14 protein-coding genes are annotated in these 16,183 nt (G+C 71.4%); 12 read left to right on the top strand and 2 right to left on the bottom strand.

Features of this window, described 5'->3' with window-relative positions; genetic code table 11:
* Positions 1-10: 10 nt before the first annotated feature.
* The 6 genes from P2L57_RS31185 to P2L57_RS31160 all read left to right on the top strand — a co-directional run bounded on the left by P2L57_RS31185 (position 11) and on the right by P2L57_RS31160 (position 7,393).
* Positions 11-865, top strand: a complete 855-nt coding sequence (locus P2L57_RS31185; protein WP_275820218.1) for a helix-turn-helix domain-containing protein — start codon at positions 11-13, stop codon at positions 863-865.
* 11 nt (positions 866-876) lie between these two features.
* The gene (locus P2L57_RS31180) at positions 877-1,098 is read left to right on the top strand and encodes a DUF397 domain-containing protein (protein ID WP_275820216.1); all 222 of its coding nucleotides are present in this window, start codon (positions 877-879) and stop codon (positions 1,096-1,098) included.
* Between the two features lie 169 nt (positions 1,099-1,267).
* Entirely contained in the window at positions 1,268-2,794 is a 1,527-nt protein-coding gene (locus P2L57_RS31175; RefSeq protein WP_275820214.1) for a leucyl aminopeptidase, read from the top strand.
* A 323-nt stretch (positions 2,795-3,117) separates the two neighbouring features.
* Positions 3,118-4,506 (top strand): dihydrolipoyl dehydrogenase, encoded by a 1,389-nt coding sequence (gene lpdA / locus P2L57_RS31170; protein WP_275820212.1) that lies wholly within the window; start codon positions 3,118-3,120, stop codon positions 4,504-4,506.
* Between the two features lie 50 nt (positions 4,507-4,556).
* Positions 4,557-6,338 (top strand): 2-oxoglutarate dehydrogenase, E2 component, dihydrolipoamide succinyltransferase, encoded by a 1,782-nt coding sequence (gene sucB, locus P2L57_RS31165; RefSeq protein ID WP_275820210.1) that lies wholly within the window; start codon positions 4,557-4,559, stop codon positions 6,336-6,338.
* Positions 6,339-6,424: 86 nt separating this feature from the next.
* The gene (locus P2L57_RS31160; protein ID WP_275820208.1) at positions 6,425-7,393 is read left to right on the top strand and encodes a helix-turn-helix transcriptional regulator; all 969 of its coding nucleotides are present in this window, start codon (positions 6,425-6,427) and stop codon (positions 7,391-7,393) included.
* Between the two features lie 417 nt (positions 7,394-7,810).
* Here P2L57_RS31160 and P2L57_RS31155 read toward each other — a convergent pair whose 3' ends face one another.
* The gene (locus tag P2L57_RS31155; protein ID WP_275820264.1) at positions 7,811-8,725 is read right to left on the bottom strand and encodes an SDR family oxidoreductase; all 915 of its coding nucleotides are present in this window, start codon (positions 8,723-8,725) and stop codon (positions 7,811-7,813) included.
* 164 nt (positions 8,726-8,889) lie between these two features.
* Between P2L57_RS31155 and P2L57_RS31150 the strand changes: the two genes are divergently transcribed.
* From P2L57_RS31150 to P2L57_RS31140, 3 genes are all read left to right on the top strand, one after another.
* Positions 8,890-9,408, top strand: coding sequence for a DUF4240 domain-containing protein (locus P2L57_RS31150; RefSeq protein ID WP_275820206.1), 519 nt, complete (start codon positions 8,890-8,892; stop codon positions 9,406-9,408).
* 53 nt (positions 9,409-9,461) lie between these two features.
* The gene (locus tag P2L57_RS31145; protein ID WP_275820204.1) at positions 9,462-10,355 is read left to right on the top strand and encodes a TIGR01777 family oxidoreductase; all 894 of its coding nucleotides are present in this window, start codon (positions 9,462-9,464) and stop codon (positions 10,353-10,355) included.
* 224 nt (positions 10,356-10,579) lie between these two features.
* Positions 10,580-11,830, top strand: coding sequence for an NAD(P)/FAD-dependent oxidoreductase (locus P2L57_RS31140; protein WP_275820202.1), 1,251 nt, complete (start codon positions 10,580-10,582; stop codon positions 11,828-11,830).
* A 47-nt stretch (positions 11,831-11,877) separates the two neighbouring features.
* Here P2L57_RS31140 and P2L57_RS31135 read toward each other — a convergent pair whose 3' ends face one another.
* On the bottom strand, positions 11,878-13,362 hold the full coding sequence (locus tag P2L57_RS31135; protein WP_275820262.1) for an NsdA family TPR-like regulatory protein: 1,485 nt from the start codon (positions 13,360-13,362) through the stop codon (positions 11,878-11,880).
* A 447-nt stretch (positions 13,363-13,809) separates the two neighbouring features.
* Here P2L57_RS31135 and lipB point away from each other — a divergent pair, with 447 nt between their 5' ends.
* From lipB to P2L57_RS31120, 3 genes are all read left to right on the top strand, one after another.
* Positions 13,810-14,592, top strand: coding sequence for a lipoyl(octanoyl) transferase LipB (gene lipB, locus P2L57_RS31130; RefSeq protein WP_275820200.1), 783 nt, complete (start codon positions 13,810-13,812; stop codon positions 14,590-14,592).
* A 116-nt stretch (positions 14,593-14,708) separates the two neighbouring features.
* Complete coding sequence (gene lipA, locus P2L57_RS31125) at positions 14,709-15,683, top strand: lipoyl synthase (RefSeq protein ID WP_275820198.1); 975 nt, start codon at positions 14,709-14,711, stop codon at positions 15,681-15,683.
* 204 nt (positions 15,684-15,887) lie between these two features.
* Positions 15,888-16,118, top strand: coding sequence for an SCO2195 family GlnR-regulated protein (locus P2L57_RS31120; protein WP_275820196.1), 231 nt, complete (start codon positions 15,888-15,890; stop codon positions 16,116-16,118).
* The last annotated feature ends 65 nt before the right edge of the window (positions 16,119-16,183 follow it).

Genomic DNA, 16,183 nt, shown 5'->3' with positions numbered 1-16,183 from the left:
GAGAGGACTCATGGCACCACGAAGCACACCCACGGGACGTCAGCGTCGCCTTGCGGCGGAGGTCCGGCGATTGCGTGAACAGGCCGGGATCTCCGCGCAAGAGGCAGCCGCGCTGCTCGGCGCGGACCGGACGATGGTGTCCAACATCGAGGCGGCGCGTACGGGCCTCAGCGAGGAGCGGGTCCGCCAACTCGCCTGCTATTACGGGTGTCCTGACCAAGCGCTCGTTGACGCGCTTGCCGCGATGACTGGTGCCCGACGGAACACGCACTGGTGGGAGGAGTACCGCGGCAAGCTGCCGGATGGGTTCCTCGACGTCTCGGAGATCGAGTACCACGCGACGCGTATCCGCACCGCGCAAAGCGTCCACTTGCCAGGCCTGCTGCAGACCGAGGATCACGCCAGAGCGATCTTCGATCTCGTGGTGCCGAAACTTCCGCGCCTGGAAGTCGAGTTGCGTGTGGCCCACCGACTCGGTCGACAGCGCATCTTCGAGCGCGAGGCGCCGACTCCGTACCTCGGGATCATCCATGAGGCCGCCCTGCGCATGCAGTTTGGCGGCCGGGAAGTCGCCCGCGCGCAGCTCGAATACCTCGCTACGGCCTGCGAGCACGACCACATCACCCTGTTGGTCATTCCGTTCAGCGCGGGCAGTTTCCACGGCGCCGGACAGTCGATCCTCTACGCGGAGGGTCCTGTTCCGCAGCTGGATACCGTGCAGCTCGACACGGCGTTCGGGCCCCACTTCGCGGACTCCCCCACCCCACTTGCCAACTATCGATCGCTGCTGGACCTGATGGAGCGCTGCGCACTACCTCCCGACGAGTCACGGGACTTCATCTGGTCAATCGCCCGCGACCTGTGAAAGGAACGGACATGTCCGAGACCGTTTGGCAGAAGTCGTCATTCTGCGGCGGTGGCGGCAACAACTGCCTGGAACTCTCCGCCGACGGCAACCGAATACGCATACGCGAAAGCACCGCCCCCGACGTAACCGTCACCACCACCCCCGAACACCTGCACACATTCCTCCGCAGTGTCAAAGCGGGGCGGTACGACCGCCCGTCCCGTACCCCCCGCAAGGACCCGCGGGCATAGCGGCGGCGCGGCACGGCCGGTTCGTGGCTGGGGCGAAGCGGACCGCGGCGGTATCACGGGCGTAGGCTCACGGGAGCCAAAGGGGGCAGAGCCGCCCCCACAGTCGTCGAAGCCGCAGAGGCATCGAACTGGCCCAACCAGACCTCGACGGAAGAGGACATTCAACACCGTGACTGCACTGACTCTCAGCACTTCCTCCGCCGCAGCGTTGCGTGCGGACGCCGTCGTGGTCGGCGTGGCCAAGGGGCCCAAGGGTCCCGTGGCCGCTCCCGGCGCGGAGGCGGTGGACCAGGCCTTCGACGGCAAGCTGGCCGCCACCCTGGAGACCCTCGGCGCCACCGGCGCCGAGGGCGAGGTGACGAAGCTGCCGGCGCCGGCCGGTGTCAAGGCCGCGGTCGTGCTGGCGGTCGGCCTTGGCGACGCGCCCGCCAAGGGGCAGGGCTACACCGCCGAGGCGCTGCGCCGGGCCGCGGGCGCCGCGGCGCGCGCGCTGGCGGGCTCGAAGAAGGCCGCGTTCGCGCTCCCGGCCGCCGAGGTCGCGGACACCGAGGCGGTGGCGCAGGGCGCGCTGCTCGGCGCGTACACGTACAACGCGTACCGCGGCAACGGCGACAAGAGGAACGGCAACGGCGTCAAGGAGGCGCTCGCCGAGGTCGCCCTGGTCGGCGGCAAGCCGCGGGACAAGGCGTTCAAGGCGGCCGCCGCCCGCGCCATCGCGCTGGCCGAAGAGGTCAACCGGACGCGCGACCTGGTCAACATGCCGTCGAACGACCTGTTCCCGAAGTCGTTCGCCGCCCTCGTGCAGCAGGCGGCCAAGGAGCACGGCCTCAAGGTCGAGGTGCTGGACGAGAAGGCGCTCGCCAAGGGCGGCTACGGCGGCATCCTGGGCGTCGGCCAGGGGTCCGCCAACCCGCCGCGCCTGGTGAAGATCTCCTACACCAACTCCAAGGCCAAGAAGCACCTGGCCCTAGTCGGCAAGGGCATCACCTACGACTCGGGCGGCATCTCGCTCAAGCCCGCCGGTCACAACGAGACCATGAAGTGCGACATGTCCGGCGCGGCCGCCGTCTTCGCCTCGGTCGTCGCCGCCGCCAAGCTCGGCGTGGAGACCAATGTCACCGGTTGGCTGGCGCTCGCCGAGAACATGCCGTCGGGCACCGCGATCCGGCCGGGTGACGTGCTGACGATGTACTCCGGCAAGACGGTCGAGGTGCTCAACACCGACGCCGAGGGCCGTCTGGTGCTCGCCGACGCGATCACCCGCGCCTCGGAGGAGAACCCGGACGCGATCATCGACGTGGCGACGCTGACCGGCGCGATGGTGCTGGCCCTGGGCCACCGATACTTCGGGATCATGGCCAACGACGACGACTTCCGTACCGCGGTGCACGGCATCGCCGAGGAGGCCGGCGAGCCGTCCTGGCCGATGCCGCTCCCCGCGGAGCTGCGCAAGGGCATGGAGTCGCCGGTCGCCGACATCGCCAACATGGGCGAGCGGATGGGCGGCGGCCTGGTGGCCGGGCTGTTCCTGAAGGAGTTCGTCGGCGACGGCATCATCTGGGCGCACCTGGACATCGCCGGTCCCGCGTTCCACGAGGGCGCGCCGTTCGGCTACACCCCCAAGGGCGGCACCGGCACCGCCGTACGCACCCTGGTGCGGATCGCCGAGCAGGCGGCCGAGGGAACGATCCTCTAACGGATCGGCCAACGCTTCAGCACGGCCCCGGGCAACCGCCCGGGGCCGTTCGCGTTCAGCCGGGGTTCGCCCAGAGCAGAGCCGCGGCGGGCGCCGGACAAGGGAATACACCCGTCGTACTCACCGGTAACCCGTGCCTGGTGCACGTACGGCGGTCCCACACCCCGGCCCCGCGTCCCAGCAGCCGTCAACAAGTGCGAAGATGTTGTACCGGCACGACAGGGCCCAATTTTTGAACAAGCGTTTAAACAAGCGGCCGAACATAAAGCCGCCGCCCGGTCACGTAGACCGGCTCCGGCGTACCCATGCATGGAGGACGTGACGTGGCGAACGACGCCAGCACCGTTTTCGACCTAGTGATCCTCGGCGGTGGCAGCGGGGGTTATGCCGCGGCGCTGCGCGCGGCTCAGCTGGGCCTGGACGTCGCCCTGATCGAGAAGGACAAGCTCGGCGGCACCTGTCTGCACCGCGGCTGCATCCCCACGAAGGCTCTGCTGCACGCCGGTGAGATCGCCGACCAGGCTCGGGAAAGTGCTCAGTTCGGTGTCAAGGCCTCCTTCGAGGGCATCGACATCGCGGGTGTGCACAAGTACAAGGACGATGTGATCTCCGGCCTGTACAAGGGCCTGCAGGGCCTGGTGGCCAGCCGCAAGGTCACGTACGTGACCGGCGAGGGCCGGCTGTCCTCCCCGACCAGCGTTGACGTCAACGGCCAGCGCTACACCGGTCGGCACGTCCTGCTGGCGACCGGCTCGGTGCCGAAGTCGCTGCCGGGTCTGACCATCGACGGCGACCGCGTCATCTCCTCGGACCACGCACTGGTCCTGGACCGCGTGCCGAAGTCCGCGATCGTGCTGGGCGGCGGCGTCATCGGCGTTGAGTTCGCCTCCGCGTGGAAGTCCTTCGGCACCGACATCACCATCGTCGAGGCCCTCCCCCACCTGGTTCCGGTGGAGGACGAGAACAGCTCCAAGCTGCTGGAGCGGGCCTTCCGCAAGCGCGGCATAAACTTCTCCCTCGGCTCTCGCTTCTCGGGCGTCGAGTACACCGCCGACGGTGTGAAGGTCTCGCTGGAGAACGGCAAGACCTTCGAGGCCGAGCTGCTGCTCGTCGCCGTCGGCCGCGGCCCGGTCTCGCAGGGTCTCGGCTACGAGGAGGCCGGGGTCGCGATGGACCGCGGCTACGTCCTGGTCGACGAGTACATGCAGACCAACGTGCCGACCATCTCGGCCGTCGGTGACCTCGTCCCGACCCTCCAGCTCGCGCACGTCGGCTTCGCCGAGGGCATGCTGGTGGCGGAGCGGCTGGCCGGCCAGAAGGTCGTGCCGATCGACTACGACGGCGTGCCCCGCGTCACGTACTGCCACCCCGAGGTCGCCTCGATGGGCATCTCCGAGGCCAAGGCCAAGGAACTGTACGGGGCCGACAAGGTCGTCACCCTGAAGTACAACCTGGCAGGAAACGGCAAGAGCAAGATCCTCAAGACCGCGGGCGAGATCAAGCTCGTCCAGGTCCGGGACGGTGCCGTGGTCGGCGTCCACATGGTCGGTGACCGGATGGGCGAGCAGGTCGGCGAGGCACAGCTGATCTACAACTGGGAGGCGCTGCCCTCCGAGGTCGCGCAGCTCATCCACGCGCACCCGACGCAGAACGAGGCGCTCGGTGAGGCCCACTTGGCGCTCGCGGGCAAGCCGCTGCACTCGCACGACTAACCCCTCGACACGCCCGCAATCCGCACAGATCGTTAGGAGCAACCGAAACCATGGCGGTTTCCGTAACCCTGCCGGCGCTCGGTGAGAGCGTGACCGAGGGCACCGTCACCCGCTGGCTGAAGGCCGAGGGTGAGCGAGTCGAGGCCGACGAGCCGCTGCTCGAGGTCTCCACCGACAAGGTCGACACCGAGATCCCGGCCCCCGCGGCCGGCATCCTCACCTCCATCAAGGTGGCCGAGGACGAGACGGTCGAGGTCGGCGCCGAGCTGGCCGTGATCGACGACGGCACGGGCGCGCCCGCTGCCGCCCCGGCCCCGGCCGCTCAGCCCGAGCCCACCCCCGCCCCCGTCCCCGCCCCGGCCCCCGTCGCCGAGGCTCCGGCCGCGGCCGCTCCGGCCCCGGCCCCGGCCCCGCAGGCTCCGGCCGCTGCCCCCGCGGGCGGCGCCGAGGGCACCGACGTCGTGCTTCCCGCACTCGGCGAGTCGGTGACCGAGGGCACCGTCACCCGCTGGCTGAAGGAGGTCGGCGAGCAGGTCGAGGCCGACGAGCCGCTGCTCGAGGTCTCCACCGACAAGGTCGACACCGAGATCCCGGCGCCGGTCTCCGGCACCCTGCTGCAGATCGTGGTCGGCGAGGACGAGACCGCCGAGGTCGGCGCCAAGCTCGCCGTCATCGGTGCCGCGGGCGCCGCTCCGGCCGCCGCGCCCGCCGCCCCGGCTCCGGCACCGGTCCAGGAGGCCCCGGCCCCCGCTCCGGCCCCGGCCGCCCCGGCTCCGCAGCCGGTCGCCGCTCCGGCACCTGCCCCGGCCGCGCCCGCCGCCCCGGCCCCGCAGCCGGTCGCCGCTCCGGCGCCCGCTCCGGCCGCGCCCACCCCGGCTCCGGCCGCTGCTCCGGCCGCGCCGGTGACCGCCGAGGCCGAGGGTGCCTACGTGACCCCGCTGGTCCGTAAGCTCGCCGCCGAGACCGGTGTGGACCTGTCCACGCTGAAGGGCACCGGCGTCGGTGGCCGGATCCGCAAGCAGGACGTGCTGTCCGCCGCCGAGACCGCGAAGGCAGCCGCTCAGGCCGCCGCCCCGGCCGCCAAGGCCGCCGCCCCCGTCGCGGCGTCCCCGCTGCGCGGTCAGACGGTCAAGATGTCGCGGATCCGCAAGGTCATCGCCGAGAACATGATGAAGGCGCTGCACAACCAGGCGCAGCTGTCCTCCGTCGTCGAGGTCGATGTCACCAAGATCATGAAGCTGCGGACGCGGGCCAAGGAGTCCTTCCTGGCGCGCGAGGGCGTCAAGCTCTCCCCGATGCCGTTCTTCGTCAAGGCCGCGGCCGAGGCGCTGAAGGCCCACCCGTCGATCAACGCCAAGATCAACGAGGACGGCACGATCACCTACCACGACGTCGAGAACATCGGCATCGCGGTGGACTCGGAGAAGGGCCTGATGGTCCCTGTCATCAAGGGCGCCGGCGACCTCAACATCGCCGGTATCGCCAAGAAGACCGCCGAGCTGGCCGGCAAGGTGCGCACCGGCGGCCTCAGCCCGGACGACATGTCCGGCGGCACGTTCACGATCAGCAACACCGGCTCGCGCGGTGCGCTGTTCGACACGATCATCGTGAACTACCCGCAGGTGGCCGAGCTGGGCATCGGTGCCACCGTGCGCCGCCCGGTCGTGATCGACCACCCGGAGCTGGGTGAGACCATCGCCATCCGCGACATGGTCTACCTGACCCTGTCGTACGACCACCAGCTGGTCGACGGCGCGGACGCCGCCCGCTACCTGTCGGACGTCAAGGCCCGCCTGGAGGCCGGTGAGTTCCAGGGCGACCTGGGTCTGTAAGGCCTGGGAGGTCCCATCGGTGTGCCCCCGATCCCCGCTGCACGGGATCGGGGGCACACCTTTTCGGGTACGCGAGGAGGCGTGGCATGCGCGCGGCTCGTCTGATCCATCTCGTGCTGCTGCTGCAGTCGCGCGACTCGATGACGGCCGCCGAGCTGGCGGCGGCACTGGAGGTCTCGGAGCGCACCATAGGGCGGGATGTGCTCGCGCTGTCCGAGGCGGGTGTCCCGGTCTACGCCGACCGCGGCAGAACCGGCGGCTACCGCCTGATGGGCGGCTACCGCACCCGTCTCACCGGCCTCGGCCGGGATGAGGCCGCGGCGCTGTTCCTGTCCGGAGTGCCGAGCGCGCTGCGCGCGATGGGGCTGGCCGACACGGCTTCCGCCGCCCGGCTGAAGGTGTCGGCGGCACTGCTGCCCGAGCTGCGGGACGCCTCGCGCTCGGCGACCCAGCGCTTCCATCTCGACGCGCCCGCCTGGTACCAGGAGCCGGAGACCCCGGCCGGGCTGCCGCCCATCGCCGAGGCGGTCTGGGACGACCGGCTGATCCACGTCACGTACCGGCGCCAGGACGCCGAAGTGGAACGGGAGTTGGAGCCGTACGGGCTCGTGCTGAAGGCGGGCGTGTGGTACTTGGTGGCGCGCTCCTCCGGTCAGTTCCGGGTCTACCGGGTGGACCGCGTGGTGTCGGTGTCCCCGGGCGTGCGCCGCTTCGAGCGGGAGGCGGCCTTCGACCTGCCGGAGTTCTGGGCCCGCCGGGCGGCGGAGTTCGCACGGTCGATCCTGCGCGACGAGGTGGTGCTGCGGCTGTCGCCGGACGGCGCGCGCAGGCTGCCGTACGTCACGGACCGGGCCGCCGCCCGCGAGGCGCTGGCCGCCGCCGCGGGGCCCGACGGGCGGGGGCGGATGACCGTCACGCTGCCCGTGGAGTCCCTCGATGTGGCGTACGAGCAGCTGCTGGCGCTGGGCCCGGAGGCGGAGGTGCTTTTGCCTGCGGCGCTGCGGGAGCGGTTCGCGGCGGCGCACCGGAGCGCCGCTGCGCTCTATCGGCACTGAGGCGCCGGCCGGCTTGCCACCGGGGCTTTGACGGAGCGCTGTTGGCTTGCTGCCGGGCTTTGACGGAGTGCGGTCGGCTTGCCGCCGGGGCTTTGACGGGTCCGGGGGCGGCTCCGTGCCGCCCGGGGTTCGGGAGTACGGAGTGGCTTGGCGCCGACTGGGCTTCGACGGGGTGCGGTTGGCTCCGTGCCGCCGGACTCCGCCGTTGGGCGTCTCACCGTCGCGGCGGGCCCTTTTCGGGGCAAGCCCCGAAACCCTCCAGGGCTGTCGGTGGGCCTCGCCCGGCTGCAGCTTGCCACCGGGGCTTTACGCCGTGACGCTCGGCTTGCCTTCGGGCTTCGGCGGGGTGTGGTTGGTTCGGCACCGGCGGTCCGAACCAAACGCACCGCCACAAAGCCCGCTCGGCCAGCGCGCCCGTCAGCGATAGTCAGCCGCCGTGGCGGTCTTGGTGCCGAAGACCACGTCGCGGAAATAGCCGAAGCAGTCCGGACGCGAGCCGTCCGTGTCGGTGAAACCGTACGATTCCGCGAGCTCGCCGCTGGAGAGCGAGCGCCCGTTCCAGCGCGCGACGTCCGCATCGGCTGCGAGAGCCGCGACCGCCCGGCCGATGTAGGCCGGGGACTCCGCGATGGCGAAGTGCCGGTCCTTGCCGATCCCGTCGCGCCAGTTCTCCTCGGTCACCCCGAAGTGCTCCAGCATCTCCTCGGAGCGCAGGAAGCCGGGGCTGAGCGAGACGGCCGTACCGCCGTACTCCGCCAGTTCCTCGGCGAGGCCGAACGCCATCCGGTGCGGGGCGTTCTTGGCCAGGTCGAAGAAGAGGTTCTCCCGGTAGGTGCGGTTGAAGTCGGCCGTACCGTCGGTCACTTCGACCACCAGGCCACCGGGCCGCCGGATCAGCATCGGCAGCGCGTAATGGCTGGTGATCAGGTGTGCGTCCACACCGAGCCGCAGCATCCGGAGTCCGTCCGCCAGCTTCAGCTCCCACACCTTCCTGCCGAACTCCAGCAGATGGTCACCGCCCCACACCCCGTTCACCAGCACGTCCAGCCGCCCGTGCGCCCGGTCGACCCGCTCCACCAGCGCCCGCACCTGATCGGGCTCAAGATGATCGGTGGGCACCGCGATGCCCGTACCACCCGCCGCGGTCACCAGCTCGGCCGTCTCCTCGATGGTTTCCGGCCGGTTCACCTCGCTGCGCCGGTCGCGTGTCGTACGGCCGGTGACATATACGGTGGCTCCGGCCCGGCCGAGTTCCACGGCGATCGCCCGGCCCGCACCACGCGTCGCACCGGCCGCCAGCGCGACCTTGCCGTCCAGCGGACTGCTGCCCATCTCCCGTACCCCACTCCTGGTCGTGAACGTACCGCCGAGGCTCGCACCGATATCCGACATCTGCTGTCGGGTTTTCGTACGAGATCGGTCCCGCGTAACGACACGGACGCATCCGGGGTACTCCGCGTGCGTGCCGGGGCGCCAGCCAGGATGCTGGAGCGGTGATGGACGAAACGGAGTTCTGGGAGATCATCGACGGTGCTCGTGAGGACGCCGGCGGCGACCCCGACGAGCAGGCGGACCTCGTGGTCGACCGGCTGATCCGGCTCGACCCCGAGGCCGTGCAGGACTTCGCCCGGCACTTCGAGACCCGCTTCAACCGGGCCTACCGCTGGGACATGTGGGGCGCGGCGGACATCATGCTCGGCGGTGCCGACGAGGACGCGTTCTCCGCCTGGCGTTGCTGGTTGATCGGGCAGGGGCGGCATGTCTTCGAGGGCGCGCTGCACAGCGACCCGGACGACCTCGCGACCTTGCTGGAGGATTTCGACGAGGACGTGGACGGCTACGCCGAAGACCTGGGGTACGCGGCGGACGAGGCGTACGAGCAGCTGACCGGGGAACGGCTGCCGGATCTGGACCTGGAGCAGCCTATCAAGCCGGAGGGCGCCCAGCTCGACTTCGACGACAGGGAGCAGATCGCGGAGCGCTTTCCGCAGCTGTGGAGCCGCTTCAACGGTTAGCCGCCCGGCGGGGCCAAGCGGCGCGGCGCGCGGTGCCGAGGCAGGATGGGCCCATGCGTATCGCAGTTACCGGGTCCTCCGGCCTGATCGGCTCCGCGCTCGTCCGTTCACTGCTCGCCGACGGGCACCAGGTGGTCCGCCTGGTGCGCCGGGAGCCCACCGCGCCCAGGGAGGTGCGCTGGGATCCGCAGCGGCAGTTCGTGGACGCCAAGGGGCTGGCCGACTGTGACGCGGTCGTCCACCTCGCGGGCGCCGGGGTCGGTGACCACCGGTGGACGGAGGAGTACAAGAAGGAGATGCGGGACAGCCGGGTGCTGGGCACCAGGGCCATCGCCGATGCCGTGGCGAAGCTGGACTCGCCACCGAAGGTGCTGGTCAACGGGTCGGCGATCGGGTTCTACGGGGACACGGGCGACCGTGCGGTGGATGAGTCGGCGCCGCCCGGGACCGGATTCCTGGCCGAGATGTGCCAGGAGTGGGAGCAGGCCACGGCACCGGCCACGGCCGCTGGAGTGCGGACCGTGCTGGCCCGTACGGGGCTGGTGGTGGCGGGCGGCGGCGGGGCCTGGGGCAGGTTGTTTCCGCTCTTCAAGGCGGGGCTCGGCGGACGGCTGGGCAGCGGCCGCCAGTACTGGAGCTTCATCGCGCTGCACGACGAGATCGCGGCGCTGCGGCACCTCATCGACACCCCGGAACTGTCCGGGCCGGTGAACCTGACCGCTCCGGAGCCGGTCACCAACCGGGAGGTGACGGCCGCGATGGGCCGGGTACTGCACCGGCCGACGCTGGCCGCCGTGCCCGCACCGGCGCTGCGCATCGCGTTGGGCGAGTTCGCCACGGACGTGCTGAGCAGCCAACGCGTCATTCCCCGGCGGCTGTTGGACTCCGGCTTCGCGTTCGCGTTCCCCAAGATCGACCAGGCCATCCGTGCGGCGCTCGCCGATTAGGGAGTTGCGGTCGGTTCGAGCCACAACCCACCCCGGGCCACAACCCACCCCGTATTGAAAGAAGTTGGCGGATTCGCGACACCTTCTGACGTCGATTGTCGTCAACTCTGCGAGAAACAGCCGGTATTGGACAGCGAGGATCCGGGCATGACCCCTCCAGCGCGGCGCGCGGCACACGCCGCCGCGTGAGCGGGGAGCCTAATCCGACCCCGGGGAGGGGCACCGTGCCGTTTCACGGACGTCACACGGACGTTGTCATCGTCGGCGCAGGCCTTGCGGGCCTGTCCGCCGCGCACCATCTGATCAACGCGGGGGTCACCGTCACCGTGCTCGAAGCCGCCTCCCGCGTGGGCGGGCGGATGGCGACCGAGAACGTCGACGGCTTCCGTCTGGACCGCGGCAGCCAGCTGCTGAACACCTCCTATCCCGAACTGCGCCGCACCCCCGGCCTGAGTGCCCTGCGGTTGCTGCCGATCTCGCCGACCGCCGGGCCGCCGGGCGCGGGAGGCCGCGGCCACCGGACCGTCCATCCGCGCAACGCCCTGGACAGGGCACGGCTCGGCGCCGCCCTGAGCAGGCTCGCGCTGACGCCCACCGACCGGCTGCTGGTCCGGCCCGAGACGACCACGGCCACCGCGCTCGCCGCGCGCGGGCTGCCACCCCGCGTGGTGCACGGCTTCGTACGACCGCTGCTGACGGCGCTGCTCAACGACCCGCAGCTGACCACCTCCAGCCACTGCGCCGATCTGGTGCTGCGCGGCTATGCGCGGGGGCGGCTGGGGCTGCCCGCGGGGGGCGCGGCGACGGTTCCCGAACTGCTCGCGGCGGCGCTGCCGCCCGACACCGTACGGCTCGGGGTACGCGCGACCGCCGTCGCGGCGAACGCCGTGACCACCGCCGACGACCGTGAACTCCGTTGCCGCGCCGCCGTGGTGGCCACTGGGGCACGTGACGCCGGATCGCTGCTGCCCGGCCTGCGGGTACCCGGGTTCCACCCGGTGACGGTGGTGCACCACGCCGCCGATCGGGCGCCCTCGACGGAGCCGTTGCTGGTGCTCGACATCGACCGACGCGGACCGGTGGCGCACACCATGGTGGCCAGCGCGATCGACCCGTCCCGGGCGCCCGCCGGGCGCACGCTGATCACCTCGACCGTGCTCGGCCCGCCGCCGGCCGATGTGGACACCGCGGTGCGCCCGCATCTGGCGGACCTGTACGGCACCGACACCCGGCGCTGGGAACTGCTCGCCGTGCACCACGACCCGGACGCGGTCCCCGCGATGCCGCCGCCGCATGACGTACGGCGGCCGGTGCGGGTGCTGTGCGGGCTGTACGTGTGCGGCGACCACCGGGACACCAGCACGGTGCAGGGCGCCCTGTTCTCCGGGCGCCGCGCCGCGCACCACGTGATGCGGGACTTCGGCATCCGCCCGGGCTACGGCGACACGGCACCCGACCTGCCGGCGGTGGCCTGAGGCCGCGGGGGCGGGTCGTATGCCGCCCGCCCCCGCGCAACCCCTGGTCAGCCCATCGGGATGCCGAGCGACGCGGCGCGCTCGTGGAAGGCGCGCACGGGTGTGGCGTCCCGGTACGGCTCGACGCGGCGGCCGAAGTCGCGTACGTACTCCAGCGCCCGTACCGACCGCATCTCGGACGCCTGCTGGAGCGCTTCCGAGGCCAGGGTGCAGGCCGGCTCCAACTCGCCGAGTCCGAGGCGGGCGGTGGCCAGCACGGTGCGGCAGAAGACGCGGCTGCGTGCGTAGGCGGGCCCGCGCAGTTGCAGCGAGCGCTCGGCGTGCTGAGCGGCGGCCCGGTACTGCTGCAGGTCGCGGTTGCAGTGGCCGAACTCGTCGGCGAGCTGCGCCTCGTCGAAGAACCGCGCCCAGTACGGCGCCTCGTCCCCCGGCCGGGCCGCCTCCAGTGCCCGTTCGGCGCGGACCAGCGAGGCCGAGCACGACCGGGCGTCGCCGAGCAGCCCGTGGCCGCGCCCCTCCGCCGCGTGCAGCAGCGCCTGGACGACCGGCGCCGCGCCGGTCCCCACGCCCTGCTGGGCGACCCGGGCGAGCTGGACGGCCTCGCGGCCATGGCCGAGATAGACCGCCTGCCGACTCATGGTCACCAGTACGTAGGCGCCGTAGACGCGGTCTGCGGCGGCCTGGGCGAGCCGCAGCGACTGCACGAAGTACCGCTGGGCGAGCCCGTGCGCGCCGATGTCGTACGACGTCCACCCGGCCAGCCTGGTCAGGTCGGCGGCGGCGGAGAACAGGCGGCGGCCGAGCGCCTCCCCGTAGGTGCCGCGCAGCATCGGCTCCGCCTCGTGCTCCAGGTACCGCACGAGCGCCTGGCGGGCGTGGCCGCCGCCGTAGGCGTGGTCCAGCGAGCGGAAGAGCTCACCGACCGAGCGCAGCGCGTGGATGTCCCCGGCGCTCACCCTGCGGCCCGGCTCGCGGGCCGGTCCGCCGCGGCCGCCCGGGCCCTGGCGGCCCCGGGTCTGCGCGGGGACCCTGAGCAGCGGGGGGGCCTCGGGGACCGCCTCCTGGCCGCTGCCCGGTCCGCGGGCGACCCGGTCGTCGGCGCGGCCGATCAGCCAGTCCCTGCTGGGCACCACCAGTCCGGCCGGGGTGAAGGCGATTCTGCGCAGTTCGGCCTGGCTGCCGGTGTCCTTGCGCCACAGCCCGCTGACGATGTCCACCGCCTCTTCCGGGGTGGCGGCGAATTCGAGTCCGGCGTACACCGGCGCGCAGGCGTCCAGGCCGAGATCCTGGGCGGACAGCCGACGGCCGAGGCGGCGGGTGAAGACCTCGGCGATCAGTGCCGGGGTGGTACCGCGCGGCTGTTGGCCGCGTAGCCAGCGGGTGACCGAGGTCTTGTCGTAGCGCAGGTCGAGCCCGTGCTCGACGCCGAGCTGGTCGACACGGCGGGCCAGGCCCGCGTTGGAGAATCCTGCCTCGGCGATCAGTGAGGCGAGTTGGCGGTTTGGCGGGCGCTGCGAGGTTCGATCCGTCATGTGCTGTGCGGTCCCCTCCTCGGAGGGATGGCGGTACGCGGTACAGGCGGTCTGGGTGGTGCGTCGTGGTGACGTGGTGGACGGTGGTGCGTCGGTGGGGCGTGGGCGGTGCTTGAGCCCGGCGCTCGGGGCATGGCCGAGCGCCGCGAACGGCGCGAATGTAGCTGTCCGCACCGCCCACTTCGCCGCGCCCGCCCCGCATTCGCCGAAATGGGTGAACCACGGCGGTGCACCCTGGCGGAATCCAGCCATCCGGCCGGGTTGTCGTGGTACAAGCGGCAGCCGCTTATCGGCCACCTGTGGCTCAGCCGTACAGTGGCTTACGGCGCCATGACCCATGACCAGAGAAGCCATGGTGAGCGACGCACCCGCGGCCGACCAGCCGCGGACCACCACCATGGCCGCACCGCTGCGCCGCGCGGGCGGCGAAGCGAACGAGGAGGCAGCGTGAGTGACCTGCGCTTCGTCCACCTGGGATTCGGGCCGGACGCAGTCGAGTACCAGGAGGCCTGGCAGGAGCAGCGCCGGGTGCACACCGCCCGCTTCGCGGACGAGCTCCCGGACACCTGCCTGCTGCTGGAGCATCCCCCGGTCTACACGGCGGGCCGCCGTACGGCCGAGAACGAACGCCCGCTGGACGGCACTCCGGTGGTCGACGTGGACCGCGGCGGCAAGATCACCTGGCACGGTCCCGGGCAACTGGTCGGCTACCCGATCCTCAAGCTCCCGCGCCCGGTGGACGTGGTCGCCCATGTGCGGCGGCTGGAGGAGGCGCTGATCCGCGCCTGCGCCGAGTTCGGCCTGGAGACGACGCGGGTGGAGGGCCGCAGCGGCGTGTGGGTGCTGGGCGATCCGGTGCAGGAGCGCCCGGCGGTACCCGGGCTCACCCTGGACTTCGACCCGCGGCTGCACGACGAGGAGTTCGACCCCCGGCTCAACGGGCCCGAGTACGCCCCGTCCAACGCGGGCCAGCGCCGCGAGGACCGCAAGCTGGCCGCCATCGGCATCCGGGTCGCCAAGGGCGTGACGATGCACGGCTTCGCGATCAACTGCAATCCGGACAACACCTGGTTCGACCGGATCGTGCCGTGCGGCATCCGGGACGCCGGGGTCACCTCGCTCTCCAACGAACTGGGCCGCGAGGTCACGGTGACGGAGGTGCTGCCGGTCGTGCAGAAGCACCTGCACGAGGTCCTGACGTCTGTGGTACCGCTGCCGCGCGCGGTATGAGCCGTCCGTTCAGGGGAATGCACCCGCAAGGTCGCGGGTTCCCTAGGGCGGAAGGCGCGTAAACAACGGGCGTACCCTGGTGTACGCCGAAGAATCGAAGTCACAGGGAGCCCGCCGTGTCCGCAGTCGCACCCGACGGACGCAAGCTGCTGCGCCTGGAGGTCCGCAACAGCCAGACCCCCATCGAGCGCAAGCCCGAGTGGATCAAGACCCGGGCGAAGATGGGCCCCGAGTACACCGAGCTGCACAGCCTGGTGAAGCGCGAGGGCCTGCACACGGTCTGTCAGGAAGCTGGCTGCCCGAACATCTACGAGTGCTGGGAAGACCGCGAGGCCACCTTCCTCATCGGCGGCGACCAGTGCACCCGGCGCTGCGACTTCTGCCAGATCGACACCGGCAAGCCCCAGGCGCTCGACCGTGACGAGCCGCGCCGGGTCGGCGAGTCGGTGGTCACCATGGACCTCAACTACGCCACGATCACCGGCGTCGCCCGCGACGACCTGGAGGACGGCGGCGCCTGGCTGTACGCCGAGACGGTGCGCCAGATCCACGCGATGACCGCGGACCGCGAGGGCGGCCGTACCAAGGTCGAGCTGCTGATCCCGGACTTCAACGCGGTGCCGGAGCAGCTCGCCGAGGTCTTCTCCGCGCGCCCCGAGGTGCTGGCGCACAACGTGGAGACGGTGCCGCGGATCTTCAAGCGGATCCGCCCCGGATTCCGCTACGAGCGCTCCCTCGAGGTCATCACCCGGGCCCGCGAGGCGGGTCTGGTCACCAAGTCCAACCTGATCCTGGGCATGGGCGAGGAGCGCGAGGAGATCAGCGAGGCGCTGCAGGACCTGTACGACGCCGGGTGCGAGCTGATCACCATCACCCAGTACCTGCGGCCGAGCGTGCGGCACCACCCCGTGGAGCGCTGGGTGAAGCCCGCGGAGTTCGTCGAGCTGAAGGAAGAGGCCGAGGAGATCGGCTACGCGGGCGTCATGTCGGGTCCGCTGGTGCGCTCCTCGTACCGCGCGGGGCGGCTGTACCAGCAGGCGATCGAGGCCCGTGAGGCGGCGCTGGCCACGGTGGCGACCCAGGCCGTCTGAGGCCGAACCCGGCTCCGGGGCGACACGACACCACGCGGTGCGCCCCGGAGCGACGGGGGCGTTAACGGCGCGGCGGTCAGGCGTAAAGGCAATGCAAGGGTTTCACGTCCGTTTGACCGGTCCGTCACTGACTGGTAACACAATGTGGTGATCCTGGGTACGAGCACAGTCCTGCCGTATCTTCCGGCCCGAGGGAGACCGACCATGCAGGCGCACCCCGCGCATGCACATCCGAGCTCTACCGCCACGACCACCACTTCCGTCACCGGCGCCCTGCGCGCCGTGGAGGCGTTCCTACTGCGCGGCGGTCAGCAGACCGCCCGGCGCAATGCCTGGACGGCGGTGCTGGAAGACCGGCGGCGCGCCAAGGACCGCCGCGAGGCACAGCACGTACTGGACACCCTCACCTCCCGGCGCAACGGCGGCCCCAGCTGAGACGGTTCCGCCCGGCTGGCTGAGGCGCCACCATCCGGTGGCGCCTCAGCCGTTCGAGCCACGTA

Source organism: Streptantibioticus ferralitis (genome assembly GCF_029223525.1).
In the GTDB taxonomy this organism is placed as follows: Bacteria; Actinomycetota; Actinomycetes; order Streptomycetales; family Streptomycetaceae; genus Streptantibioticus_A; species Streptantibioticus_A ferralitis.
Note: the sequence above shows the minus strand (reverse complement) of the source record. Positions and strands in the feature narration are given on the sequence as shown.

Bases quoted from the DNA above. Each gene is read 5' to 3' on its own strand.
- P2L57_RS31160 (WP_275820208.1), top strand. From the start codon at position 6,425: ATGCGCGCGGCTCGTCTGATCCATCTCGTGCTGCTGCTGCAGTCGCGC.
- P2L57_RS31135 (WP_275820262.1), bottom strand. From the start codon at position 13,362: ATGACGGATCGAACCTCGCAGCGCCCGCCAAACCGCCAACTCGCCTCA.
- P2L57_RS31155 (WP_275820264.1), bottom strand. From the start codon at position 8,725: ATGGGCAGCAGTCCGCTGGACGGCAAGGTCGCGCTGGCGGCCGGTGCG.
- sucB (WP_275820210.1), top strand. From the start codon at position 4,557: ATGGCGGTTTCCGTAACCCTGCCGGCGCTCGGTGAGAGCGTGACCGAG.
- P2L57_RS31150 (WP_275820206.1), top strand. From the start codon at position 8,890: ATGGACGAAACGGAGTTCTGGGAGATCATCGACGGTGCTCGTGAGGAC.
- P2L57_RS31185 (WP_275820218.1), top strand. From the start codon at position 11: ATGGCACCACGAAGCACACCCACGGGACGTCAGCGTCGCCTTGCGGCG.
- P2L57_RS31120 (WP_275820196.1), top strand. From the start codon at position 15,888: ATGCAGGCGCACCCCGCGCATGCACATCCGAGCTCTACCGCCACGACC.
- P2L57_RS31180 (WP_275820216.1), top strand. From the start codon at position 877: ATGTCCGAGACCGTTTGGCAGAAGTCGTCATTCTGCGGCGGTGGCGGC.
- P2L57_RS31145 (WP_275820204.1), top strand. From the start codon at position 9,462: ATGCGTATCGCAGTTACCGGGTCCTCCGGCCTGATCGGCTCCGCGCTC.